Below are 23,747 nucleotides of genomic sequence, written 5' to 3' on the forward strand. Positions count from 1 at the left end.
GCGCTCCCTGCGCTTCTTCCGCTCAGCGCTTCTTGCGGCGGCCGAGAAGGCGAGGCAGCCCCGCGGGCACCGCGTTGCGCGTGGTGGCGGGCGAGGGCAGCGGCGGGGCGGCGAGCGACTCCTCCGAGGCGGGCAACACGGCCGCGCCGCGCGCCGGTTCGAGCCGCACCACCCGGCACTCCCGCTCCCAGCGCAGCGGCATCGTCTCCGCGTCGGGCGCGTTCAGCCGCTTGCCCTTCAGCTCGGCGACGGCCGCCTCCCACGCCTCCGTGCCGGGGCCGAGCAGCACGACCTGCGCCTGCCAGCCGACGAGCCGCCCGCCCTTGTCCTTGCTGCGTACGGTGACCGTGGCCGGGCCGCCGTCGACGAGGTCGGGCAGCGGCTGCTCGCCCGGCCCGTCGCCGACCACGAGCGCCGCGCCCTCGTGCCACACGTGCCACAGCGCCCGCTCGGGGCCCGAGGCGCCGCGGACCCAGATGAGCCCGGACTTCTTGGTGGCCTCCTCGACGAGGGCGGCGTCGAGCAGTTCAGCAGTCGTCATGCGGCCAGCCTAGCGAGGGCCGCCTCGGGGGCTCAGAGCCAGCCGTTGCGCTTGAGTGTCCGGTGGATCGCGAAACAGGCGGCGACGGTGACGCTGAGGACGAGCGGATAGCCGTACCGCCAGTGCAGTTCGGGCATGTGCTCGAAGTTCATGCCGTACACGCCGCACACCATGGTCGGGACGGCGACGATCGCGGCCCACGAGGTGATCTTGCGCATGTCCTCGTTCTGGGCGACGGAGGCCTGCGCGAGATTGGCCTGGAGGATCGAGTTGAGGAGTTCGTCGAAGCCGATGACCTGCTCCTGTACGCGCTCCAGATGGTCGGCGACGTCCCGGAAGTACTTCTGGATGTCCGGGTCGATCAGCCGCATCGGCCGCTCGCTCAGCAGTTGCAGCGGGCGGCGCAACGGGGCGACAGCGCGCTTGAACTCCAGTACCTCGCGCTTGAGTTGGTAGATGCGACCGGCGTCGGAGCCGCGCGGCGCGCCTTTGCCGGCCTGCGAGAAGACCTCGGTCTCGACCTCGTCGATGTCGTCCTGCATCGCGTCGGCGACCGCGAGGTAGCCGTCGACGACGTGGTCGGCGATGGCGTGCAGCACGGCGCTCGGCCCCTTGGCGAGCAGTTCGGGGTCGTCCTGGAGGCGGTGGCGCAGTGCCCGCAGCGAGCCCTGCCCGCCGTGCCGCACGGTGATGAAGAAGTCCCGCCCGGTGAAGCACATCACCTCACCGGACTCCACGACCTCGCTGGTGGCGGTGAGTTCGGCGTGCTCGACGTAGTGGATCGTCTTGAAGACGGCGAAGAGCGTGTCGTCGTACCGCTCCAGCTTGGGCCGCTGGTGCGCGTGGACCGCGTCCTCCACGGCGAGCGGGTGCAGCCCGAACTCGGCGGCGATACCGGCGAATTCGGCCTCGGTCGGCTCGTGCAGGCCGATCCAGGCGAAGCCTCCGTCGCGGCGGACCTGGAGGCGGGCCTCGCGGGGCGTGAGGCACTGGGGGGAGTCGGCGCGGGCGCCGTCGCGGTAGACCGCGCAGTCGACTACCGCGGAGACGGCCGACGGGTCGCGGGTCGAGTCGTAGGAGTTACGCGTCTCATTGCCGTACGGGGCCACGCTCTTGCGCAGCGAGGGACGGACGGCGGCACGCAGGTCGCGAATCATCGACATGGGCAGGCTCCTTCGCGGGCGGGAGCCGTCGCGGCGGCCGGAAAATCGGCACTACCCGGAATGAGGACGTCCTGGCCAACCGGACACGCTGCACGTCCACAAAGCGGGGAGCACCGCACCGACGCTGGGCGGCTTCGCTTACTGATGCGATCAGGAAGATCGTTGAGATCAGGCGGTGACGAAGCGCTCTTCCGGCGTACGCGGGCAGCCCGGGAAGCAGATGGATTCTGCTGACTGAGGTGTGGCGTGCAGGCCTAGAGGCCGGAAGAACGGGTGATACTGCACGGTCGACTTCGATCCATGACAGCCCCACCTCCTCCGGCCGGTCCCCCGTGAGGGACATGTGTGGGTCGGGTCCGCGACGGCTCCGAGAGCCTTCGGCGGGTACGCACCGCGCACCATCCCGACCAGCGGCCAAGACTATCAGCCGACTGAAGAAGCAAGCCCCGTCTTTACCCATTGCATGCGAGTTCTATGCTCGCGGGATGGCAGAAGTTCTTGCGTTGGTGGAAGCCCGGCTGACCACGGCCCTGGGCGCGCCGGACGCGCGCGCGGCGGTCACGTTCCTCGGCACGGACCGGATCGAGGTGCTGCGCTTCACCGGCACCCGCGCCGGCACCGACGGCGACGGCGGTGCCGGTGACGCGGGGCTCGTCCGGTACGCGACCCTCGGCATGTCCGCGTCCCCGATGGCCGACCCGACCGCGGCTCTCGCCGACCCGGTCAAGGGCCCGCGCGCGGAGCTGGTCCTGACGGTCCGCGCCGGTCTCGCCGACACGGACAAGGTGCTGCGCCCGCTGGCCGTACTGGCGGCGTCGCCGCAGGTCGAGGGTGTCGTGGTGGCGCCGGGCGCCTCGCTGGACGTGGGGGAGCCGCTGTGGCCAGGAGCCCCCTTCACCTCGGTGCTCGTGGCGGAGCCGGGCGGCCTGGTCGAGGACCTGGACCTGGACGAGCCGCTCGACCCCGTACGGTTCCTGCCGCTGCTGCCGATGACGCAGAACGAGGCGGCGTGGAAGCGGGTGCACGGCGCGGCCGCGCTCCAGGAGAAGTGGCTGAGCAGCGGCACGGACCTGCGCGATCCGCTGCGCAGGTCCGTACCGCTCGACTGAGACTGAAACTGAAACTGAGTTCAGGCTGCCTGTTCCGGGCGGCGTCCGTGCCGGGCGCTGGCCGTGCCGGCGTCATCCGCTCCGGGCACCGGCCGTTCTAGTCGGCGAAGACGGTCACGCTGTCCTCGTTGGCGTGCTTCGGCTCCAGCTCCTCGGCCTCATGGGCGAGCGCGTTCCTGCGCACCCCTACGACGACCGCGCCGAGCACCGCCGTGACCGCGGCGACCACGAACGGGACGTGGATGTTGCTCCACTCCTCGATCTTCGGCGCGAAGAACGGGGCGGCCGCGGCGGCGAACCACCGCACGAAGTTGTAACCGGCGCTGGCCACGGGCCGCGGCGCGTCGGAGACGCCGAGCGCGAGCTCGGTGTAGACCGTGTTGTTCACGCCGATGAAGGCGCCGGACAGGATCGTGCAGACGACGGCCGCGGTGTGGTTGCCGTAGCCGAGGACGAGGACGTCCACGGCGAGCAGGACCAGCGAACCGCCGAGCACCTGCAGCGAGCCGAACCGGGCCTGCATGCGCGGCGCGACGATCACCGAGAACAGTGCGAGCAGCACGCCCCAGGCGAAGAAGACGGCGCCGGACTTGTACGGGGTCATGTTCAGCACGAACGGCGTGAAGGCCAGCACGGTGAAGAACGTGTAGTTGTAGAAGAACGCCGAGATCGCCGCCGACGCGAGACCACCGTGGCCGAGCGCCTTGAGCGGGTCGAGGACCGAGGTCTTCCGCGCGGGCCTGGGCTGCTCCTTCAGCAGCGCCGTGATGCAGAGGAACCCGACGGCCATCAGGGCGGCGGTGCCGAAGAACGGGTAGCGCCAGCTCGCGTTGCCGAGCAGGGCGCCGACCAGCGGCCCGCACGCCATGCCCAGGCCGAGCGCGGACTCGTAGAGCAGGATCGCGGCGGCGCTGCCACCGGCCGCGGCGCCGACGATGACGGCGAGGGCCGTCGACACGAAGAGCGCGTTGCCGAGCCCCCAGCCCGCGCGGAAGCCGACGAGTTCGCCGACCGAGCCCGAGGTACCGGCCAGCGCGGCGAAGATCACGACGAGCGCGAGGCCCGCGAGCAGGGTCTTCTTGCCGCCGATCCGGCTGGAGACGAACCCGGTCACCAGCATCGCGACGGCGGTGATGAGGAAGTAGGAGGTGAAGAGCAGGGAGACCTGGCTCGGCGTCGCCTCCAGGCCCTTGGCGATCGACGGCAGGATCGGGTCGACGAGCCCGATGCCCATGAAGGCGACGACGGATGCCCCGGCCGTCGCCCAGACCGCCTTCGGCTGACGCAGGAGGCTGGTCGCGCCCGCGTCGAGCGCGTCCCCTTCGACGGGACCTCCTGTACTGCTGTGGCTCATGCCGACTCCTTGTAGCGACGGATCGTTGGCCTATGCACATATTAAGTTAGCCGGGCTAATTAATGCAAGCTACATCTATATCTGCTGTGGTTCTGCGGCCGCATCTCCCTCTTCCTCTGTTCCTGTATCTGTCCGTCCCGCCGGACGGGGCGCCCGGTCCGGCCTCCTCCCCGCCGGACGGGTGATCGTCCTTGACGCGGCGCGGGACGGGGAGGACCGTGGGGTTTTATGAGGGGCGAACCCAGTTGCCCGAAGTGTGGTGGCCGGGTCAGGGCTCCCGGCCTGTTTGCCGATTCCTGGCAATGCGATGCGCACGGGGCGGTCCACCCGCTGCAGCCCGTGATCCCGCCCAGCGTCGAGGCCCTCGGCGTCGTGGTGCGCCGCGCCCAGGTGCCCGTCTGGATGCCGTGGCCGCTGCCCGTCGGCTGGCTGTTCACCGGTGTGGCCAACGCGGGGGACGACCGCACCGGCGGCCGGGCCACCGCCGTCGCCTGCTCGGGCCCCGGCCCCCTCGGCGGCATCGGCGAGCTGGTGCTCGTCGCGGAAGAGCTCGGCGTCGGACTCGGCGCCCGGTACGCGGGCGTCGACGGCCCGGACCCCGGCCCCTACATGGACGTGGCGGGGCCGCCGCAGGCCAAACTCCTCGCCGCGGGCCGGCCCACCCCGATGTGGCTGGTCAGCGGGGCCCCCGACGACCGCGCGGTCTTCGCGGGCGAGGCGCGCGGGCTGTGGCTGTGGGCGATCGTGTGGCCCGAGCAGTCCGGGCTCCTGATGTACGACGAGCTGGTACTGACGGACCTGCGCGACGCCGGCGCCGAAGTGGACCTGCTGCCGTGCGGGGCGCTGTCGCCGCGCATCTTCGAGCGGGGGGACACGCGGCGGTGAGGGCTCCCGGCGGTGCGGCGTGAGCGACCGGAGCGGGCGCGGAGTGCGGCGGCGGGCGGCGATAGGCGCGGTGCAGCGTGAGTGGCCGAGCGGGCGCGGGACGAGGCGGCGGGCGGTGCGAGTAAGGGGTTGGTAAGGGGTTGGGGCCGGTTTCGGTGGTGACCCGGGGTGTTCGAAATCCCCGTTATCCTTTGAGCGTCCCCTTCCGTCGATCGCCGTGCCGATGTCACGTCGATGCCCGGCTGGGGGCCGTGTCCTGACCGTTCGAGCTTGGAGTACGCAGCTGTGCGCATCGACCTGCACACCCACTCCACCGCATCCGACGGCACGGACACCCCCGCCGAGCTGGTGCGCAACGCCGCCGCGGCAGGTCTGGACGTCGTGGCGCTCACCGACCACGACTCCACCCGCGGCCACGCCGAGGCGCTCGACGCGCTCGCCGGGCTCTCCGGACCCTCGGCAGGGCTGACCCTCGTCACCGGCGCCGAACTCTCCTGCCGCCTCGACGGCGTGAGCATGCACATGCTGGCGTACCTCTTCGACCCCGAGGAGCCCGATCTGCTCGCCGAGCGCGAGCTGGTCCGCGACGACCGGGTGCCGCGCGCCAAGGGCATGATCGCCAAGCTGAACGAGCTCGGCGCCCCCGTCACCTGGGACCAGGTCGCCCGGATCGCCGGGGACGGATCGGTCGGCCGCCCGCACATCGCCTCCGCGCTCGTCGAGCTCGGCGTCGTGCCCACCGTCTCCGACGCCTTCACGTCCGAGTGGCTCGCCGACGGCGCCCGCGCGTACGTGGCGAAGCACGAGACCGACCCCTTCGAGGCGATCCGCCTGGTCAAGGCCGCCGGCGGGGTCACCGTCTTCGCGCACCCGGCCGCCGCCAAGCGCGGCAGGACCGTCCCCGAGTCGGCCATCGCGGAGCTGGCCGCGGCCGGCCTCGACGGCATCGAGGTCGACCACATGGACCACGACCCGGCGACCCGGGACCGGCTGCGCGGCCTGGCCGCCGATCTCGGCCTGCTCACCACCGGCTCGTCGGACTACCACGGCAGCCGCAAGACCTGTGTGCTCGGCGAGTACACGACCGACCCCGAGGTCTACGGGGAGATCACGCGCCGCGCCACGGGAGCCTTCCCGGTGCCGGGCGCCGGCGGACGCCTCGACTGACCGTCCGCGCACTTCGCAGGCCCGGCGCACCCCGTACACCCCGCGCGCCCTGCGCACCTCGTACGCGCCGCACGACCCCTCCTCCCGCTCAGCTCGCGCGATCCCTCGCGCTCAACTCCCGCAAGGCAAGCCCTCACTGTGTTCGACGTCGCCGTTTTCGGATCCCTTTTTCTCACGCTTTTTGTGATCATGGATCCCCCCGGAATCACCCCGATCTTCCTCGCCCTAACCGCGGGCCGCCCCGCCAAGGTCCAGAAGCGCATGGCCTTCCAGGCGGTGTGCGTCGCCTTCGGCGTCATCGCCGTCTTCGGCGTCCTGGGCCATCAGATCCTCGACTACCTGCACGTCTCGGTCCCGGCCCTGATGATCGCGGGCGGCCTGCTGCTCCTGCTGATCGCGCTCGACCTGCTCACCGGCAAGACGGACGAGCCCCAGCAGACGAAGGACGTGAACGTCGCCCTCGTCCCGCTCGGCATGCCCCTGCTCGCCGGGCCCGGCGCGATCGTCTCCGTGATCCTGGCGGTCCAGAAGGCGCACTCGGTCACCACGCAGCTCTCCGTCTGGACGGCGATCCTCGCCATCCACGTGGTCCTGTGGCTCGTGATGCGCTACTCACTGGTGATCATCCGGATCATCAAGGACGGCGGCGTGGTCCTGGTGACCCGGCTCGCGGGCATGATGCTCTCGGCGATCGCCGTGCAGCAGATCATCAACGGCGTGACCCAGGTGATCCAGAACAGCTGACACCGGTCGGTGCCGCCCCCGGCCCGGCGACCCGGAGAACACATGAGGCCCCCGTACGCGTCGTGCGTACGGGGGCCTCGAAGTGTGTGAGTCGCTACGCCGTTACGAGGCGGACGACTCGGCCGGGCGGATGTAGAGGCGCTGCCCTATGGCGGCGGCCTGCTGAACGATCCGGTTGACGGAGGCGGCGTCCACAACGGTGGTGTCCACGGCGGTGCCGTCGACGTCGTCGAGTCGCATGATTTCGAAGCGCAAGGGCTTCTCCCTTCGTCTGGTGATCCTCCTGAAGGAGAACTACTGGTGCTGGTCGGGACCGGAACCCCAGTCTCGACCAGCTGTACGGCCAGGCGGTTGCCCGACCGTTAAGAGTGGATTGCGTGACTAGAGTGCCCCGCGTTCTGTAGGGGACAACGAGTTGCCCCCAGCAAACATTCCCTACGCTAAAGAAATTTTTCGAGAAGCTAATTACTTGCGGGTAGCGGGGCCGGTTGTGCACGGGGCGTGACGACCAGGACAATGAGCGGCGATGAACGAAACCAACGCGGAGAGCCCCCTCGCGGCTGTCGGGGACCGCCTCGACGTCACCAACGACCTGCTCAGACGGATGCTCGCCGAGGTCGCCAAGACGCCGTCGACGCACGCGATCTTCGTGGACGCCGGGTACCTGTACGCCGCGGCGGGGCGTCTCGTCACGGGCACCGAGGACCGCCGCTCCTTCGACCTGGACGCCGAAGGGCTCATCGACGCGCTGATCGACAGGGCCCGCACGATCTTCGCGGACAGCAGGCTGCTGCGCGTCTACTGGTACGACGGTGCGCGCCGCCGCATCCACACCGCCGAGCAGCAGTCGATCGCCGCGCTGCCCGACGTCAAGGTCCGCCTGGGCAACCTCAACGCGAACAACCAGCAGAAGGGCGTCGACTCCCTGATCCGCAGCGACCTGGAGTCCCTCGCCCGGCACCGCGCCATCAGCGACGCGGCCCTGCTCGGCGGCGACGAGGACCTGGTCTCCGCCGTCGAGGCGGCCCAGGGCTACGGCGCCCGGGTCCACCTGTGGGGCATCGAGACCCCCGACGGCCCCAACCAGGCGGAGCCGCTCCTCTGGGAGGTCGACAGCCAGCGCACCCTCGACCTCGAATTCTTCAAGCCGTACGTGTCCCGCCGCGCCATCACGTCGTACGAGAACACGGACGCGCCGCGCCCCACCCGCGAGCAGGTTCGTTTCGCCGGGGCGCGGATCGCGGCGCAGTGGCTCGGGGAGCGCGGGCGCGAGGCGTACGCCGAGCTGCTGCCCGGCCACCCCTATCTGCCGGGGCCGGTCGACCAGGAGCTCCTGATCGAGGCGGAACGCGTGCTCCAGTACTCATTGCGCGGCCAGTCCGACCTGCGGCGGGCGCTGCGGGACGGGTTCTGGGCGCATTTGCAGGGGCAGTTCTAGCAACGGGCAGTTCTGGCGCGAGGGTGGTTCCAGCGCGGGCTCAGTGCCGGTCCAGTACGGGTCCAGTGTCGGTCCAGTACGGGTCCAGCGGCCGGACCGGACCGGGCCGGGTCAGGCTGCCGGGTGCCGGTCCCAGAAGGCGATGAGCGCCGCGGCGGTCTCGTCGGGGCGGTCGGTGTTGGGGGAGTGCTCCGCGCCGGCGATCACCGTGCGCTCGGCCGCCAGGCGCCGCGCCATCTCGTCGAGCCACGGCACGGGCCACGCCTCGTCCCGCTCCCCGGAGAGGACGTGCACCGGCGGCGCGACCGCGGCCAGCTCGTCGACCCGGTCGGGCTCACCGCACAACTGCCTCCCGGTGGCGATGAGTTGAGCCGGGCTGTTGCTCAGCCAGCGCTGCCGCAGCGCTTCCTCCTCGCCCCGCACGTCCACGACGTCCTCGGCTGCCTCCAGCGCCTGCATGGCCTCCCACACCTGCGCCATCTCGAACGCGCCGAGCGCGTCCCGAAGCATGGCGACGCGCTGCTGCTGAAGAGGGGCGACCGCCGCAGGGCCCGAGGCCATCAGCGTCAGCGAGGCGAAGGGGGCCGGGTCCGCGATGACCGCCGCGCGCGCGACAAGCCCGCCGAGCGAGTGCCCGAGCAGATGCACTTTCGCCGGGCCGAGCACCGCGGCCTGCGCCAGCACATCCCGCGCCAACTCCTTCTGCGCGTAGGGGCGTTCGTCGTCCCGGGGGCCCGACGTCTCGTACTGCCCGCGCCCGTCGACGGCGACGCTGCGGTACCCGGCCGCGCTCAACGGCCCGTGCAGCGCGATGAAGTCCTCCTTGCTCCCGGTGAACCCCGGCAACAACAGCGCGGTGCCCCGCACGGGGCCGGACTCCGGCTCACCGACGAGCGCGGCGAAATCGCCTCTGGCGGTACGCAGGACTTCGGCACGAGTGCCGGGCGGTGGGGTGAAGGTCGGGGGCCTGCTCATGCGCCGAGGCTACGCGGCCCGGTGACCCGGCGCCCGAGGGGGCCACGGCGAAGGCCCGGGCCCCGCAATGCGGGACCCGGGCCTCTCAGCGCAGCGAGAATCAGGCCTCGGGGGCCTTGGCCACGGCCTTCTTGCGGGTGCGCTTGGGCTTGACCTCAGCGACCTCGGCCGTGTCGACAGCGGCCTCGACCGGGGCGACGGCCTTCTTGCGCGTGCGCTTCGGCTTCGTCTCGGCGGTGTCGACGGCGGCTTCCGCGGCGGTCTCGACCGGGGCGACGGCCTTCTTACGGGTGCGCTTCGGCTTGACCTCAGCGACCTCGGCCGTGTCGACAGCGGCCTCGACCGGAGCGGCGGCCTTCTTACGGGTCCGCTTCGGCTTGGCCTCGACGCCCTCGGCCGTGTCCACGGCGGCTACCGCAGCGGTCTCCACCGGGGCGACGGCCTTCTTGCGCGTGCGCTTCGGCTTCGTCTCGGCGGTGTCGACGGCGGCTTCCGCGGCCGTCTCGACCGGGGCGACAGCCTTCTTACGGGTGCGCTTCGGCTTGGTCTCGGACGTCTCGGCCGTGGCGACGGCGGTGTCCGCGACGGTGTTCGCGGCGGTCTCCACAGGCGCGACAGCCTTCTTGCGCGTCCGGGCCGGCTTCGCCTCGACGGCCTCCGCCGTGTCGACGGCGACCTCCGCCTTCTTGCGCGTACGACGCGGCCTTGCCGGGGCTTCCGCCTCGACGCTCTCCGCGACCGGTGCGACGGCCTCGACCGCTTCAACGGCCTCCGCCTTCTTGCGCGTACGCCGACGCGGCTTCGCGGGGGCCTCGTCCTCGACGCTCTCGGTCACCGGCACGACGGCCTCGACCGACTCGACGACGGCCTCGGCCTTCTTGCGCGTACGCCGACGCGGAGCGGCCGGAGCCTCTACCGCGGGCGTCGCCTCGACGGCCGACTCGTTGACCGGTGCCAGGACGGTCTCGGCCGACCTGACCGACGCGGCGACGGCTTCGGCGGCCGGAGCGACCTGCGCGGCAGGCGCGGCCTGCGCCGCACCGCGCGTACGGCGCCGACGACGCGGCGTCCGCGGCTCGGAGGCGTCCTCCACGGCGGGCGTGACCGGCGTACCGGGCATGGTCGTCGCGGCGGTCGTGGCCGTGGTCTCCGCGGCGACCGGCTCGCCATTACGGGTGCGACGACGGCGACGCGGCGTACGCGCGGTACGGTCCTGCTCCCGCTCCTGGTCGTGCCCGCGGTCCCGGTCCCGGCCACGGTCGCGGTCCTGGGAGGGGCGGCCACGGTCGCGGTCCCGGTCCTGCGAAGGGCGGCCACCACGGCCGCGCGGCGACGCGCCACGGCCGCCGGTCTCGCCCAGGTCCTCGATCTCCTCGGCGCCGAGCCCGGCACGCGTGCGCTCCGCGCGCGGCAGCACCCCCTTGGTGCCGGCCGGGATGTTGAGCTGCTCGTACAGGTGCGGCGAGGAGGAGTACGTCTCGACCGGGTCGTTGAACTTCAGGTCGAGCGCCTTGTTGATCAGCTGCCAGCGCGGGATGTCGTCCCAGTCGACCAGCGTGACCGCGATGCCCTTCTTGCCCGCGCGGCCGGTCCGGCCGATGCGGTGGAGGTACGTCTTCTCGTCCTCCGGCGTCTGGTAGTTGATGACGTGCGTGACGTCGTCGACGTCGATACCGCGCGCGGCGACGTCCGTGCAGACGAGCACGTCCACCTTGCCGTTGCGGAACGCGCGCAGCGCCTGCTCACGCGCGCCCTGCCCCAGGTCGCCGTGGACGGCGCCGGAGGCGAAGCCGCGCTTTTGCAGCTGCTCCGCGATGTCGGCGGCGGTCCGCTTCGTCCGGCAGAAGATCATCGTGAGTCCGCGGCCGTCGGCCTGCAGGATGCGCGAGACCATCTCGGGCTTGTCCATGTTGTGCGCACGGAAGACGTGCTGCGTGGTGTTGCGCACGGTCGCGCCCTCGTCGTCGGGCGAGGTGGCGCTGATGTGCGTGGGCTGCGACATGTAGCGGCGCGCGAGGCCGATGACGGCGCCCGGCATGGTCGCCGAGAACAACATCGTCTGACGCTTCGCCGGAAGATGGTTGATGATCTTCTCGACGTCGGGCAGGAAGCCCAGGTCGAGCATCTCGTCGGCCTCGTCGAGGACGAGCACCTTCACGTGCGAGAGGTCGAGCTTCTTCTGGCCCGCGAGGTCGAGAAGGCGGCCCGGGGTGCCGACGATCACGTCGACGCCCTTCTTGAGCGCCTCGACCTGGGGCTCGTAGGCACGGCCGCCGTATATGGCGAGGACGCGCACATTGCGGACCTTGCCGGCGGTCAGGAGGTCATTGGTCACCTGCGTGCACAGCTCGCGGGTGGGGACGACGACGAGCGCCTGCGGGGCGTCGGTGAGCTGCTCGGGCTTGGCCCGGCCCGCCTCGACGTCCGCGGGGACGGTGACGCGCTCCAGGATCGGCAGACCGAAACCGAGGGTCTTGCCCGTGCCGGTCTTGGCCTGGCCGATGACGTCCGAGCCGGAAAGGGCTACGGGGAGCGTCATCTCCTGGATGGGGAAGGCGGTGATGATGCCGACGGCCTCGAGGGCCTCGGCGGTCTCGGGGAGAATGCCGAGCTGCCGGAAAGTGGAAGTCTGCGTAGTCAGGGTGCTGCCTCTTCTGTGAGGTGCGGTGCGAGGCGAACGCGGGGGTCGTGACCGTGCCGGTGTTACGCCGGTCTCGATCCGCGGGTGCGGGTGGACCGGGTGACGCGGGACCACTGCCGACGCTCGAGCGCTCGTACCGCTGAGGGCCCCTCCTCGTGCCGTACGTCGCGTGACGGACCAGCTGGAGGGCTGTCGGGTCGGAGCCGATCGGGCCTCCGACCGGGCATCCTCATTCGTGCGGCCCGTCGCAAGTACGCGCAAACACCATGACTTGGGCTTGCACTCGGCGGGCTCTTTACCACCATACCCCGGAAACCCGCATGTGCGATGGCCGAATTGGTCACGTAGTCGTTGTCACACTCCTTGACCAGGGACTTCCGGGTGGCGGCGAGCGGGCTATTGTGCGCCTCATGGAGACGCCTGACAACGCCACACCGTCCAACGAAGCGACCACCGGCCTCACCGGTATCGCCGCCCAGGACTGGGCCACCGCATCCGCGGACGTGAACTACCGCGCCGCCGTCGTCGACCTGCTCGGCGCCCTCGCGTACGGGGAGCTGGCAGCGTTCGAGCGGCTGGCCGAGGACGCGAAGCTGGCGCCGACGCTGGGGGACAAGGCGGAGCTGGCCAAGATGGCATCCGCCGAGTTCCACCACTTCGAGCAGTTGCGCAACCGCCTCTCGGAGATCGGCGCGGAGCCCACCGAGGCGATGGACCCGTTCGTCGGCGCCCTCGACGGCTTCCACAAGCAGACCGCCCCGTCGGACTGGCTGGAGGGCCTGGTCAAGGCGTACGTCGGCGACTCGATCGCCAGTGACTTCTACCGGGAGGTCGCGGCCCGCCTCGACTCCGACACCCGCTCCCTGGTGCTCGCCGTGCTCGACGACACGGGGCACGCCTCGTTCGCCGTGGAGAAGGTGCGGGCGGCGATCGACGCGGAGCCGCGCGTGGGCGGCCGGCTCGCCCTGTGGGCGCGACGGCTGATGGGCGAGGCCCTGTCGCAGTCGCAGCGGGTGGTCGCGGACCGCGACGCCCTGTCGACGATGCTGGTCGGAGGCGTGGCCGACGGCTTCGACCTGGCCGAGGTGGGCAGGATGTTCTCGCGGATCACCGAGGCCCACACGAAGCGCATGGCGGCCCTGGGACTCGCTGCCTAGACCTACTTCTGCGGCCTGGTGACCGCGGTGACCGGCCGACTGCTGTGGCCGATCGCCGCGGCCGGGCGCACCTCGTCGCGGGACCTACGTCATCGGGCCCGGCTCAGGGCTCAGGCGTTGGGGCTCAAGCGGTGCGCTCGGCCCCGGGTGGGGCGGAGCAACAGCGACAGCAGGGCCGCGGAGAGGACGAGGGCGCCGAGGAGCGTGGCGAGCACGTGGCCCGCGCCCAGCGCGCTGTGGGTGACGAACGCCCCGAAGAGAGCGCCCGCGATTCCGGTCGGCAGCACAAGGGTGCGCGACGGAAGACGGTGCGGCATACGCAAGCCTGCAGCCCATGCGAGGGCCAGGCCGAGCAGTGCGGAGCCGAGAGATTCAAGAAGCATGGTGAGGGTCCCTCCCGCGCGGCCAGTTGGTGCAAATCGGTACTAGCCGGTGTACCCCCGCCCCCCGGAACACAACCCTCCCTGTGTGCATTCGCTGTGCTCACCTTGTGAACGCCGGAAGGGCCTGACGGCATGGTGCCGTCAGGCCCTTCCACTTACTTCTGGCGCCTCTGGCGCTCCTGGTACTGGCTACAGCGGGCCGAAGCCCACCTTGCGCACCGATGGCTCGCCGATCTCCACATAGGCGAGGCGCTCCGCCGGCACCAGCACCTTGCGGCCCTTCTCATCCGTCAGGGAGAGCAGCTGCGCCTTGCCGGACAACGCCTCGGACACCGCGCTCTCGACCTCCTCGGCGGACTGGCCGCTCTCCAGAACGATCTCGCGGGGCGTGTGCAGCACGCCGATCTTGACCTCCACGGCCTTGTCCCTCCGACGATCCGTGATGTGCGCGGACGACCGCGCGCCGTACGCAGCAAACACTAGCCCGCTGAGGTGGGGCGCCTGGTGCCCCGGTTGCACGCCAAGAGCGAACAACGGGACGGGAGCAGTACGCGGAGGCCGGTTCAGAGGCGCTCAGTGCTGGTCCGCGCCATGCAGGGGGAACCCCGCGATGCCCCGCCAGGCCAGTGACGTCAACAACTGGACGGCCTTGTCACGCTCGACCGGGCTCGCGCTGGAGAGCCAGTACCGCGCGACCACCTGAGAGACGCCGCCCAGGCCCACGGCCAGCAGCATCGACTCGTCCTTCGACAGGCCCGTGTCCTCGGCGATCACGTCGGAGATGGCCTCGGCGCACTGCAGGCTGACCCGGTCGACCCGCTCGCGCACCGCCGGCTCGTTCGTCAGGTCCGACTCGAAGACCAGCCGGAACGCGCCGCCGTCGTCCTGCACGTACGCGAAGTAGGCGTCCATGGTCGCCGCGACGCGCTGCTTGTTGTCCGTCGTGGAAGCGAGGGCCGTGCGGACCGACTGCAACAGTGATTCGCAGTGCTGGTCGAGCAGGGCCAGGTAGAGGTCGAGCTTGCCCGGGAAGTGCTGGTAGAGCACCGGCTTGCTGACCCCGGCCCGTTCGGCGATGTCGTCCATCGCGGCCGCGTGGTACCCCTGCGCGACAAAAACTTCCTGGGCCGCGCCCAGGAGCTGGTTGCGTCGGGCCCGGCGCGGCAGGCGCGTGCCCTTGGGGCGCGCTGCCTCCGTCTGCTCGATGGCTGTCACGCCGCCTCCCAAAATCGTCTGTGCGCGGTGTGCGCCGCGCCGTCATCGTACTTTTGGGTAACCGTGATGTGCGCGGTGCGAGCGCAGAATTTCACGGACCGGACGACTGGGAAAGCCGCACGCGGCGCCCCTACGTACGCAAAGCGGCGCATACTGCCGCGCCCGTCGGGAAAGTCGTCGCCGTCACCGGTAGTCGTCCTCGTCGATCTCGACGACCCTCGCCTGTTCCGCCCGGTCCGCCGCGTCGGCCCCGTCCGGGTCGGCCACCTCCACGGGCACGTCGTCCTGACCGGGGGAGACCTCCGTGAGCTGCTCGGCGGCGTCCGCCTCCGGGGCCTCCAGGTCGATCTCCTGGGGGTCGCTCGCCTCGAACGTCTCGGGATCGCTGGGGTCGACTGTCATGAATGGCTCCCTTGCTCACCTGTTTCGTGTGTGGGCGGGTGCCCTTAATCGAGCGTAGGAGACACGCGATCAGGGCGCGATGTGATCTCCCGGCGAAAAAACTCCTGGGTGCGTGGACCCGTGAGCTCCGCCTTTGAGCTTTGGGTAGAGCTGTGCGCTGTCTGTGACGGCGAACACATGAACCACTGCGTGATCGTCTCGTAACATAAGCCGCATGTCTTCGACCGATGCGCCGCGTGTGCCTCCAGTCATCGCCGCCGCGGTGCCCAAGCCGGGCACCGTCAAGGTCGCGGAGGGGGAGCGTCTCCGCTCGGTCGGACTTCCCGGACGCACGCTGTCGGTCCGGTCGCGGCCGGGCACGCGGGAGGGGCTGCCGCCCGCGCTGTACGTCCACGGGCTCGGCGGCTCCTCGCAGAACTGGTCGGCGCTGATGTCGCTGCTCGAAGAGAGCGTGGACGGCGAGGCCGTCGACCTGCCCGGCTTCGGCGACTCGCCGCCGCCGGACGACGGCGACTACTCGGTGACCGGGCACGCGCGCGCGGTCATCCGTTTTCTCGACGCACGCGGCCGCGGGCCCGTCCACCTCTTCGGGAACTCGCTGGGCGGCGCGGTCAGCACGCGCGTCGCCGCCGTCCGGCCCGACCTCGTACGGACGTTGACGCTGGTGTCGCCCGCCCTGCCCGAGCTGCGGGTGCAGCGCACAGCGCTGCCGACCGGACTGCTCGCGGTGCCCGGCATCGCCGCGCTCTTCACACGCCTGACGAAGGAGTGGACGCCGGAGCAGCGAGTACGCGGCGTCACCGGCCTCTGCTACGGCGATCCGGGCCGGGTCACCCCCGAGGGTTTCCGCGCCGCCGTCGAGGAGATGGAGCGCCGACTGCAACTCCCGTACTTCTGGGACGCCATGGCCCGCTCCGCGCGCGGCGTGGTGAACGCCTACACGCTCGGCGGTCAGCACGGGCTGTGGCGCCAGGCCGAGCGGGTGCTCGCGCCGACGCTGCTCGTCTATGGAGGGCGCGATCTGCTGGTCTCCTACCGGATGGCGGCGCGCGCGGCGCGCACCTTCCGGGACTCGCGCCTCCTCACGCTGCCGGACGCGGGGCACGTCGCGATGATGGAATACCCGGAGCGAGTGGCGACGGCCTTCCGGGAACTTGTCGCCGACATCGAGGCGTTGAACGGGCAGCGCGCTCTCGGGGGACCGGCGGCGGCCACCGGGAGCGCCCCTGAGATCATGAGCGGAACGACTTCCGCGACCATGAGCGGACGCGGCTCCGGTCGTACGGCCGGAAGCACGATCGAAAGCACTACTGAGCAGGGGAGCTGAGGCGGCGAGTGGGACGGCACAGCCGCCGAGGACCGGCAGCCAACGGCGATACCGCCGACATACCTGAAGCGCCCGCGGCACCCACAGCGCCCGCGGCACCCACAGCGCCCGCGGCACCCACAGCGCCCGCGGTGTCCGGCCAGGCACGGCCGGGCACGGGGCGTCGGCGCAGGACGCCGGGCGAGGCGTCCGCCGCGCACACACCGGCGGGGCCCGGAGCGCCGCGCGTCCGCGGCGGCCACCCCGAGCAGCGGGAGTCGGGCGGCGGCTGGGGCGCACCCTCGGGGCGCGAGAGCACGGGGCACGGGTTCACGGCACCTGCCGGTCCCGCGCTGGTGCCGCGGCCGAGACCCCGGCAGGAGTATGTCGACGCCTTCGACAAGGGGGCCTTCGACAAGGGCGACCTCGGCCAGGTGGACCTCGGCAACGGCGACCCCGGTGACGGTGTCCTCGGTGACGGTGCTCTCGGTCACGGTGACCTCGGCAAGGGCGACCGAGGCGAAGACGGCTCCGGTGGGAAGAACCCCCGCCGGGACGAGAACAAGGTCCCTCACCAGGGCAAGAAGGGTGCTCACCGGGATCCGTACGCGGCTGTGACGGACTGGCACGACGAGGATCCCGCATCCGCATCGACGCCCGCATCAGTGTCGACGTCCGGCCCCGTACCGGCCCCCGCGCCTCCGGTCGAGCCGCGGACGGCGAGCCCGGCCCCGGCGGTGCCCGACGCCACTCGGGAGAAGCGGGGCAAGGGCCTCACCGTCACCGGTATCGCCGCCGCGGCCGTCACCACCGTGCTCGCCGTGGTCGTCGCCGGACAGGTCACCGGCCACGACGGCGGCTCGGCGGATGACGCGCACGCGCAGGCCGCCGACGGGGCCCGCGTCCAGGACGGCTCGGCCTCGCGCTCGGACGACCGGGCCGCCCCGTCGAAGACGGCACAGGCCGCCCCGGCGACGTACGCGCAGAAGATGAGCAAGAAGTACCCGCTGGCCGCGAATCTGAAGGGGTCGGGGGACTTCCGGGCGATCCCCGGGTTCGAGAAGGCGCCGGGGCACGGCGAGAAGTTCCGCTACCGCATCGACGTCGAGAAGGGGCTCGGACTCGACGGCGAACTGTTCGCGCAGGCGGTACAGAAAACCCTGAACGACGACCGGAGTTGGGCCCATGACGGCGCCCGCACCTTCGAGCGGATCTCCAAGGGCACACCGCAGTTCGTGATCACGCTCGCCAGCCCGGGGACCACCGCCACCTGGTGCGCCAAGTCGGGACTCGACACGACCGAGGACAACGTGTCGTGCGACTCCGCCGCCACCGAGCGAGTGATGATCAACGCCTATCGGTGGGCGCAGGGCTCGAAGACGTACGACGACGTACTCCACGACGAGGCCATCTACCCCTACCGGCAGATGCTCATCAACCACGAGGTCGGCCACCGGCTCGGCCACAACCACGTGACCTGTTCGCAGAACGGCGCGCTGGCGCCCGTCATGCAGCAGCAGACCAAATTCCTGAGCTCCGAGGGCATCACCTGCAAGCCCAACCCCTGGGTCTTTCCCAAGGGTTGACACTCCGTAGCTTTGTGTAGCGGTTCGATCTCTTAGCGCGACAGAACGTCGCGCGCACGGGAAAGTCACGGCCGTTCACCCCTTCTGGTGGGGGGGGGGGGGGAAGGGCCCCCCCCCCCCCCCCCCCCCCCTCTTCCCCCCCCCCCCCCCCCCCCCCCCCCCTCCCCCGCCCCCCCCCCCCCCCCCCCCCCCCCCCCCCCCACCGGCATGTCCGCATACGTTCGTCCCGCTGCGAGCCGCCGGGTCAAGGGCGGCTCCCCACATGGGAGAGCGGGGGTGTACTCGTGCGCGTCGGACTGTTGACAGAGGGCGGCTATCCGTATGCGAACGGTGAGGCCCGACTCTGGTGCGACCGGCTCGTGCGCGGGCTCGCGCAGCACGAGTTCGACCTCTACGCGCTCAGCCGCAGCCAGGAGCAGGAAGAGGCCGGCCGGCTCGAACTGCCCCCGCACGTCACTCAGGTGCGCACCGCGCCGATCTGGGACGGGAGTTCGGGAAGCGACGACGGCGCACGCGGCGGCGCGTTGGGCCGGCGGGCCCGGCGCCGATTCGCCTCCCTGTACGAGCAGCTCGCGACAGCGATAGTCCGTGGCTCCGGCGGCGAGCCGGGCGGCGTGCGTAGCGCGAGCGGTGCGGGGGAGCGGGATCGCGCGAGCGGCGCGCGGGGCCGGGATCGTGCGAGCGGTGCGGGCGGGTCTGTCGGTTTCCGGAGCTCAGGCGAGTCTGGTGCGCCGCGTGATGTCGACGGTTCGACCGGCGAGGCGGACCGTTTCGCCAGGGCGCTGTACGGCCTCGCCGAACTCGCGCGCGACGAAGGCGCCTTGGGGGGCGCTCTCCGCTCGGAGGCGGCTGTACGCATCCTGGAGCGCGCCTGTCGTGCGCCCGGCGCTCAGCCCGCCGCCCGCGCCGCCCGGGTACGCGACCTGCTCGCCGTCGCCGGATACCTGGAGCGCGCACTGCGCCCCCTCTCCCTCGACTGGTACGAGGACGTCCCCGCCGGGGTCGAGGGCGGCGGCCTCGGCTCCGTCGACCTGTGCCATGCGACATCGAGCGGGGCGGCCGCGCTGCCCGGCCTCATTGCCAAGCGGTTCTTCGGCGTCCCGCTGCTCGTCACGGAGTACGGGGTCCAGCTCAGGGCCCGCTACATCGCCGCGGGCGACGCGGAGTTGAGCACGCCGGTGCGCGCGCTGCGCGGCGCCTTCCACGCGCTGCTCGCCGCCGAGGTCTACCGGCAGGCGGCCGTGATCACCCCGGGCAACGCGCACGCCCGGCGCTGGCAGGAACGGTGCGGCGCCGACCGGGCCAAGCTGCGTACCGTCCACCCCGGCATGGAGGCCGCGCGCTTCGCGGAGGTCGGCGAGCGCGAGGAGCCGGGGGAGCCGGGCACACTCGTCTGGGTCGGGCGTATCGACCCCTCCAAGGACCTCATCTCCTTGCTGCACGCGTTCGCGGAGATCCGTCGCGAGGAACCGAAGGCGCGGCTGCGGATCGTGGGGGCGATGCCGGCCGGGCAAGCCCCGCGCGGCGTCGATCAGGGGCGCCCGGCAGACCGGTTGGTGGACCGGTCGGTGGACCGGCCGGTGGATCGCGAGGCCGAGACATATCTCGGTCACTGCAAGGCTCTGGCCGCGCAGCTCTTCCCCGACGAGGCCGCGGGGATCCACGCCGTCGGCGAGAACCCGGTCTCCTTCGAGGAGCTCGGCGGCCCCGAAGCACCCGACCTCGCCGACGTCTACGGCGCCGGCGCCGTGGTCGTCCTCTCCAGTGTCGTCGAGGGTTTCCCGATCAGCCTGGTCGAGGCCATGTTCTGCGGACGCGCCACTGTCTCCACCGACGTGGGCGCGGTCGTCGAGGTCATCGGCGGCACCGGCCTCGTCGTGCCGCCGCGCAACCCACGGGCGCTCGCCGAGGCGTGCGTGACCCTGCTGCGCGACTCCGAACGCAGGGAACGGCTCGGCGCGGCCGCCCGGGCGCGAGCCCTGGAGCTCTTCACCGTCGAGCAGAACGTCGCGGCATTTCACAGCATTTACCTGGAGATCGTCTCGCACTGCCCGGTGCGCCGCGACGCCGTGGACGGCTCCGGTGAGCCCTTGCCGTTCGCGCACCCGCTCGAAGCCCATGTGCCGGGGCGATGGACAGCCGCGACCACGAGTGACGTCGGCGGATCGTGGCTCGCCGGACGGACCGGTGGCACGGGAACCCCGAGCTGGGCGTTGGCCGCCGCGACGGAGACGGGCGCCGCGGGCGGCGTCGGCGGCGAGCGGGAGCAGTTGGCCGGAGTGACGCAGGGCGGCAGGGAGGGTGAGACATGAACCGGTACGAGACTGCGAGGCCCGGCCCCGATGCCGGCTCCGGCATGGGCTCTGCCGACGGCTCCGGTGTCGGAACGGACACGCCGCGCGTCCCCCTGAGCGCCCCGGCCTGGGGCACGGAGTCCGCCCAGGCCCTGGAGGCCCCTGCGACCCGGGCGGCCCTGGAGGCCCGTGCGGCCCTGGAAGCCTCCTCGACTCCCGAGCCGGCGGGCGGCCCAAGGCCCGGTGTGGACCAACGTCTCCGCCGCTCCGGGGTCCCCCAGCGCCGCTCGGGCGCCGACCCCGTCAAGGTCCTGATGCACCGGCATCGCGAACTGTGCGAGCGCGCCGTCGACCCCCTGGAGATCGCCGCCGGGCTCGAGGCCCACGGCGTGACCGACCGGGCCGCCGCCCGCTTCCGCCACAAGGACGTGTTCTCGCTCGCCGAGGAGATGTACGCACGCGTCCCGCGCGACGGCAGGCAGGACGAACCGCTCGCCCCCGCTGTCGCCCCGGCACCCACCACCACCGGCGTGCGCGGTGCGTGGGCCGTGCTCGCCCTCCTTCCGGGCGCCGTCTGCGCGCTGATCCTGCCCGCCGTGCACGTCACCTCCGGCGCCACACGGTTGGCGATCGGCGTCGGCGGCGCACTGGCCGTCGCCGCCACCTTGCGGACCACCCTGCGACGCGGGCCCCTGCGCGCCGGGACCGTCCCGGCCACCCCCACCACCCGACTCTGCGTCTGGTGGCTGCTCGCCTACGCCCTTCTCGGCGACGGCCTGCTGAACGCGGCGCTGACCGGCGGCCCCGACGAGGCATGGCCCCCGGCGACCGCACCGCTCCTCGCCCTCACCGTCGCCGTGGCACCCGCGGTCTGGTGCGCCCGGCTCTACACCTCCGGGGCCCGCCGCCGACTCGCCACCAGCCGCGGACTCGCCGAGTTCGCCGCCTCCGCGCGGCCGTTGCTCCTCAGCACTGTCGCCCTGTTCGCTCTCGCCCTGGCCGCGCTGCTCGGCCTGACCGGAGCACTGCTCGACCAGAGCGCCGACCACGCCGGAGCTGGAGCCCTGGGGGTTCTGCTGCTGCTCGCCCGCCTCCTCGCTGTGCATGGCCACCCCCACGCACCCGCCGTCGTGCTCGGCGCCGCCGCCGGTGCCGAAGCCTTGGCCGTCGCCTCCGTCTTCGCCGCGCGGTTGCCCGGCTGCGACGTCCTCGGCGCGCCGGTCGAGGCGGCCGTCAGCGCCCTGGGCGCGGGCGTCGTACCCGGTGCCGCCTGCGGTGTCGCGGCGCTGGCGCTGCTCGTCCACGCCTTCCGCACGCTGACCCGGGCCTCCGCCCACGCCGGCGTCGACCGGACGGCAGAGGGTGCGCCATGACCATCGCGGAGCCTCCTGCCGAGCACACCGCACCCCCTGCCGCATGACCAGCAAGACCTCCCTCCCGCGGGGCCGACACCGCGGGCACACCCGACGACTCACGGCACCATTCATAAGGAGAACGCCAGATGACCACCCCTCCTCCCGGAGGCGCCGGATACGCCGGATACTCCGGACCTCACGGGCAGTGCGACCCCCACGGTTCGCGCGCACGACGCGCAGCGCGCGGAGCGCGGAAGCCGGGAGGCGTCCGATGAGGGTTCTGCTGATCGGAGCCAACGGGTACCTCGGCCGCTTCGTCGCCGACAGACTCCTGGCAGACCCCGCCGTGCAGCTCACCGCGCTCGGCCGGGGCGACGACGCCGACGTCCGCTTCGACCTCGCCACCGGCAGCCCGGGCGCGCTCACCCGCTTCCTGGACGCCGTCCACCCCGGCGTCGTCATCAACTGCGCCGGCGCCATCCGTGGGGGCGCCCGCGACCTCACCCGGCACAACACCGTCGCCGTCGCCACCATCTGCGAGGCCCTGCGCCGCAGCGGCTGCGGCGCCCGCCTCGTGCAGATCGGCTGCGGCGCCGAGTACGGCCCGTCACAGCCGGGCTCGTCCACCGCCGAGGATGCGGTGCCCCGGCCCGGCGGCCCGTACGGCGTCAGCAAACTGGCCGCCACCGAACTCGTCCTGGGCTCCGGCCTCGACGCCGTCGTCCTGCGCGTCTTCTCGCCCGCAGGACCCGCCACCCCCGCCGGATCCCCGCTCGGCCGGCTCGCCGAGGCCATGCGCCGCGCGATGCAGGCCGGCGACGGCGAGCTCAAGCTCGGCGGCCTCGGCGCGCAGCGCGACTTCATCGACGTACGCGATGTGGCGCGCGCCGTGCACGCCGCGTCGCTCTCCGCCGCGCAGGGCGTCATCAACATCGGCTCCGGCCGTGCCGTCCGCCTGCGCGACGCCGCCGCCGTGCTCGCCAGGGTGGCCGGGTTCGGCGGCGCCCTCCACGAACTCGACGCACCGCCCGTCGCGCTCCGGCAATCCGTCGGCCACCCCCGCTCCGAATCGGACCACGGGTTGCAGGGGCCGGTGGCCGCCGCGTACCCGTACCCCGACGGCTGCGGCAGCTGGCAGCAGGCCGATGTGCGCACGGCCCGCGACCGGCTCGGCTGGCGTCCCCGCATCAACCTCGAAGAGTCCCTCGCCGACATCTGGATGGAGGCGGCATGCCGTATCTGACTCCGACCGCGACCGGCCTGTCGAGCACCGACGTACGCCTCGGCTTCGGCATCCCCGGCTTCGCGCACCCCCTCGTCGCTCCCGCCGAGTGGGCCGAACTCACCCGGCCCGAGACCCCGTTGCACTGGGTCGTCCTGAACGTCGCCGACGGCCCGGGCGCCCGCCCCGACCCACACTGCCTGGAGGCGGCGGGCCGCCTCCGCAACGCGGGCGTGCGCGTCCTCGGCCACCTCGACATGACCTACGGCGCCCGCTCCTTCGGGGAACTCGTCTCGGACGCCCACCGCTTCCTCGACTGGTACCAGGTCGACGGCTTCAGCCTCGACCGCTGTCCCACGGAGCGGACCGCGCTTGCCGAGGTCCGGCGCACCGTCATGACGCTGCGCGCGCTCGTCGACGACGCGTACATCGTGCTCGGCCACGGCACCCACCCGTATCCCGGATTCGCCGAGACCGCCGACCAATTGGTCACGTTCTCCGGTCCCTGGAGCGACTACCGCTGGTCCCAGGTCGCGGAGTGGACCGCCGACTATCCGCCCGAGCGGTTCTGTCACTTCGTCCACGGCATGCCGCGCGGCCACCTCGAGGAGGCGCTGCGCATCGCGCGCTGGCAGGGCGCGGGCACGATCTACTTCACGGATCACACGGACCGTGGCGGTGCGACGGACCCCTGGGAGTCGATGCCCGGCTACTGGGACGAGATCGTCTCGCGTATCGGACCGGGTGTCTCGGAATGAAGGGGGGCGTGGCAGTGTTGCAGGCAGAACAACCGTACGTAGAAACCGACCA

The 23,747-nt window shown here is 72.0% G+C and carries 22 protein-coding genes; 12 read left to right on the forward strand and 10 right to left on the reverse strand.

Features of this window, described 5'->3' with window-relative positions; genetic code table 11:
* Positions 1-22: 22 nt before the first annotated feature.
* Together ACZ45E_RS14265 and ACZ45E_RS14270 are read right to left on the reverse strand one after the other, a co-directional pair.
* On the reverse strand, positions 23-541 hold the full coding sequence (locus ACZ45E_RS14265; RefSeq protein WP_468220484.1) for a hypothetical protein: 519 nt from the start codon (positions 539-541) through the stop codon (positions 23-25).
* Between the two features lie 32 nt (positions 542-573).
* Positions 574-1,704 (reverse strand): magnesium and cobalt transport protein CorA, encoded by a 1,131-nt coding sequence (locus tag ACZ45E_RS14270; protein WP_468220487.1) that lies wholly within the window; start codon positions 1,702-1,704, stop codon positions 574-576.
* A gap of 485 nt (positions 1,705-2,189) precedes the next feature.
* Between ACZ45E_RS14270 and ACZ45E_RS14275 the strand changes: the two genes are divergently transcribed.
* Complete coding sequence (locus tag ACZ45E_RS14275; protein ID WP_468220488.1) at positions 2,190-2,813, forward strand: suppressor of fused domain protein; 624 nt, start codon at positions 2,190-2,192, stop codon at positions 2,811-2,813.
* A 97-nt stretch (positions 2,814-2,910) separates the two neighbouring features.
* Here the strand turns inward: ACZ45E_RS14275 and ACZ45E_RS14280 are convergent, their stop codons facing one another.
* The gene (locus ACZ45E_RS14280; protein WP_468220489.1) at positions 2,911-4,167 is read right to left on the reverse strand and encodes an MFS transporter; all 1,257 of its coding nucleotides are present in this window, start codon (positions 4,165-4,167) and stop codon (positions 2,911-2,913) included.
* A gap of 228 nt (positions 4,168-4,395) precedes the next feature.
* Here ACZ45E_RS14280 and ACZ45E_RS14285 point away from each other — a divergent pair, with 228 nt between their 5' ends.
* The 3 genes from ACZ45E_RS14285 to ACZ45E_RS14295 all read left to right on the forward strand — a co-directional run bounded on the left by ACZ45E_RS14285 (position 4,396) and on the right by ACZ45E_RS14295 (position 6,963).
* Positions 4,396-5,052 (forward strand): DUF6758 family protein, encoded by a 657-nt coding sequence (locus tag ACZ45E_RS14285; protein WP_468220491.1) that lies wholly within the window; start codon positions 4,396-4,398, stop codon positions 5,050-5,052.
* A 285-nt stretch (positions 5,053-5,337) separates the two neighbouring features.
* A complete protein-coding gene (locus tag ACZ45E_RS14290; RefSeq protein ID WP_468220779.1) occupies positions 5,338-6,219 on the forward strand; it encodes a PHP domain-containing protein in 882 nt (293 codons plus the stop codon).
* 138 nt (positions 6,220-6,357) lie between these two features.
* Positions 6,358-6,963 carry a MarC family protein gene (locus ACZ45E_RS14295; RefSeq protein ID WP_468220494.1) on the forward strand — a complete coding sequence of 202 codons (606 nt, stop codon included), beginning with the start codon at positions 6,358-6,360 and terminating at the stop codon, positions 6,961-6,963.
* A gap of 102 nt (positions 6,964-7,065) precedes the next feature.
* On the opposite strand, the gene ACZ45E_RS14300 is transcribed toward ACZ45E_RS14295, so the two are convergent.
* Positions 7,066-7,218 carry a hypothetical protein gene (locus ACZ45E_RS14300; RefSeq protein WP_181512666.1) on the reverse strand — a complete coding sequence of 51 codons (153 nt, stop codon included), beginning with the start codon at positions 7,216-7,218 and terminating at the stop codon, positions 7,066-7,068.
* 271 nt (positions 7,219-7,489) lie between these two features.
* Here ACZ45E_RS14300 and ACZ45E_RS14305 point away from each other — a divergent pair, with 271 nt between their 5' ends.
* Entirely contained in the window at positions 7,490-8,401 is a 912-nt protein-coding gene (locus tag ACZ45E_RS14305) for an NYN domain-containing protein (RefSeq protein ID WP_468220496.1), read from the forward strand.
* A 111-nt stretch (positions 8,402-8,512) separates the two neighbouring features.
* On the opposite strand, the gene ACZ45E_RS14310 is transcribed toward ACZ45E_RS14305, so the two are convergent.
* Complete coding sequence (locus ACZ45E_RS14310; protein WP_468220498.1) at positions 8,513-9,376, reverse strand: alpha/beta fold hydrolase; 864 nt, start codon at positions 9,374-9,376, stop codon at positions 8,513-8,515.
* A gap of 100 nt (positions 9,377-9,476) precedes the next feature.
* Positions 9,477-11,915, reverse strand: a complete 2,439-nt coding sequence (locus ACZ45E_RS14315) for a DEAD/DEAH box helicase (RefSeq protein WP_468220500.1) — start codon at positions 11,913-11,915, stop codon at positions 9,477-9,479.
* Between the two features lie 512 nt (positions 11,916-12,427).
* On the opposite strand from ACZ45E_RS14315, the gene ACZ45E_RS14320 reads away from it, so the two are divergent.
* Entirely contained in the window at positions 12,428-13,174 is a 747-nt protein-coding gene (locus tag ACZ45E_RS14320) for a ferritin-like fold-containing protein (RefSeq protein ID WP_468220501.1), read from the forward strand.
* 110 nt (positions 13,175-13,284) lie between these two features.
* Here ACZ45E_RS14320 and ACZ45E_RS14325 read toward each other — a convergent pair whose 3' ends face one another.
* The 4 genes from ACZ45E_RS14325 to ACZ45E_RS14340 form a co-directional block, all read right to left on the reverse strand.
* Complete coding sequence (locus ACZ45E_RS14325) at positions 13,285-13,557, reverse strand: hypothetical protein (RefSeq protein WP_468220503.1); 273 nt, start codon at positions 13,555-13,557, stop codon at positions 13,285-13,287.
* Positions 13,558-13,746: 189 nt separating this feature from the next.
* Entirely contained in the window at positions 13,747-13,974 is a 228-nt protein-coding gene (locus ACZ45E_RS14330; protein ID WP_399058959.1) for a DUF3107 domain-containing protein, read from the reverse strand.
* Between the two features lie 156 nt (positions 13,975-14,130).
* Positions 14,131-14,772, reverse strand: a complete 642-nt coding sequence (locus ACZ45E_RS14335; RefSeq protein ID WP_356492286.1) for a TetR/AcrR family transcriptional regulator — start codon at positions 14,770-14,772, stop codon at positions 14,131-14,133.
* A gap of 183 nt (positions 14,773-14,955) precedes the next feature.
* Entirely contained in the window at positions 14,956-15,174 is a 219-nt protein-coding gene (locus tag ACZ45E_RS14340; protein WP_468220506.1) for a hypothetical protein, read from the reverse strand.
* A 214-nt stretch (positions 15,175-15,388) separates the two neighbouring features.
* Between ACZ45E_RS14340 and ACZ45E_RS14345 the strand changes: the two genes are divergently transcribed.
* From ACZ45E_RS14345 to ACZ45E_RS14370, 6 genes are all read left to right on the forward strand, one after another.
* A complete protein-coding gene (locus ACZ45E_RS14345; RefSeq protein ID WP_468220508.1) occupies positions 15,389-16,501 on the forward strand; it encodes an alpha/beta fold hydrolase in 1,113 nt (370 codons plus the stop codon).
* 131 nt (positions 16,502-16,632) lie between these two features.
* Positions 16,633-18,066, forward strand: a complete 1,434-nt coding sequence (locus ACZ45E_RS14350) for a DUF3152 domain-containing protein (protein WP_468220510.1) — start codon at positions 16,633-16,635, stop codon at positions 18,064-18,066.
* Positions 18,067-18,350: 284 nt separating this feature from the next.
* Entirely contained in the window at positions 18,351-20,378 is a 2,028-nt protein-coding gene (locus ACZ45E_RS14355; RefSeq protein ID WP_468220513.1) for a DUF3492 domain-containing protein, read from the forward strand.
* On the forward strand, positions 20,375-21,733 hold the full coding sequence (locus ACZ45E_RS14360; RefSeq protein ID WP_468220515.1) for a hypothetical protein: 1,359 nt from the start codon (positions 20,375-20,377) through the stop codon (positions 21,731-21,733). Before ACZ45E_RS14355 ends, ACZ45E_RS14360 begins: the two co-directional genes overlap by 4 nt.
* Positions 21,734-21,986: 253 nt before the next feature.
* Positions 21,987-22,958 carry an NAD-dependent epimerase/dehydratase family protein gene (locus ACZ45E_RS14365; protein ID WP_468220517.1) on the forward strand — a complete coding sequence of 324 codons (972 nt, stop codon included), beginning with the start codon at positions 21,987-21,989 and terminating at the stop codon, positions 22,956-22,958.
* Positions 22,946-23,695 carry a spherulation-specific family 4 protein gene (locus tag ACZ45E_RS14370; RefSeq protein WP_468220520.1) on the forward strand — a complete coding sequence of 250 codons (750 nt, stop codon included), beginning with the start codon at positions 22,946-22,948 and terminating at the stop codon, positions 23,693-23,695. The genes ACZ45E_RS14365 and ACZ45E_RS14370 overlap by 13 nt, the downstream gene beginning before the upstream one ends.
* The last annotated feature ends 52 nt before the right edge of the window (positions 23,696-23,747 follow it).

This window comes from Streptomyces sp. NPDC030991, assembly GCF_055571235.1.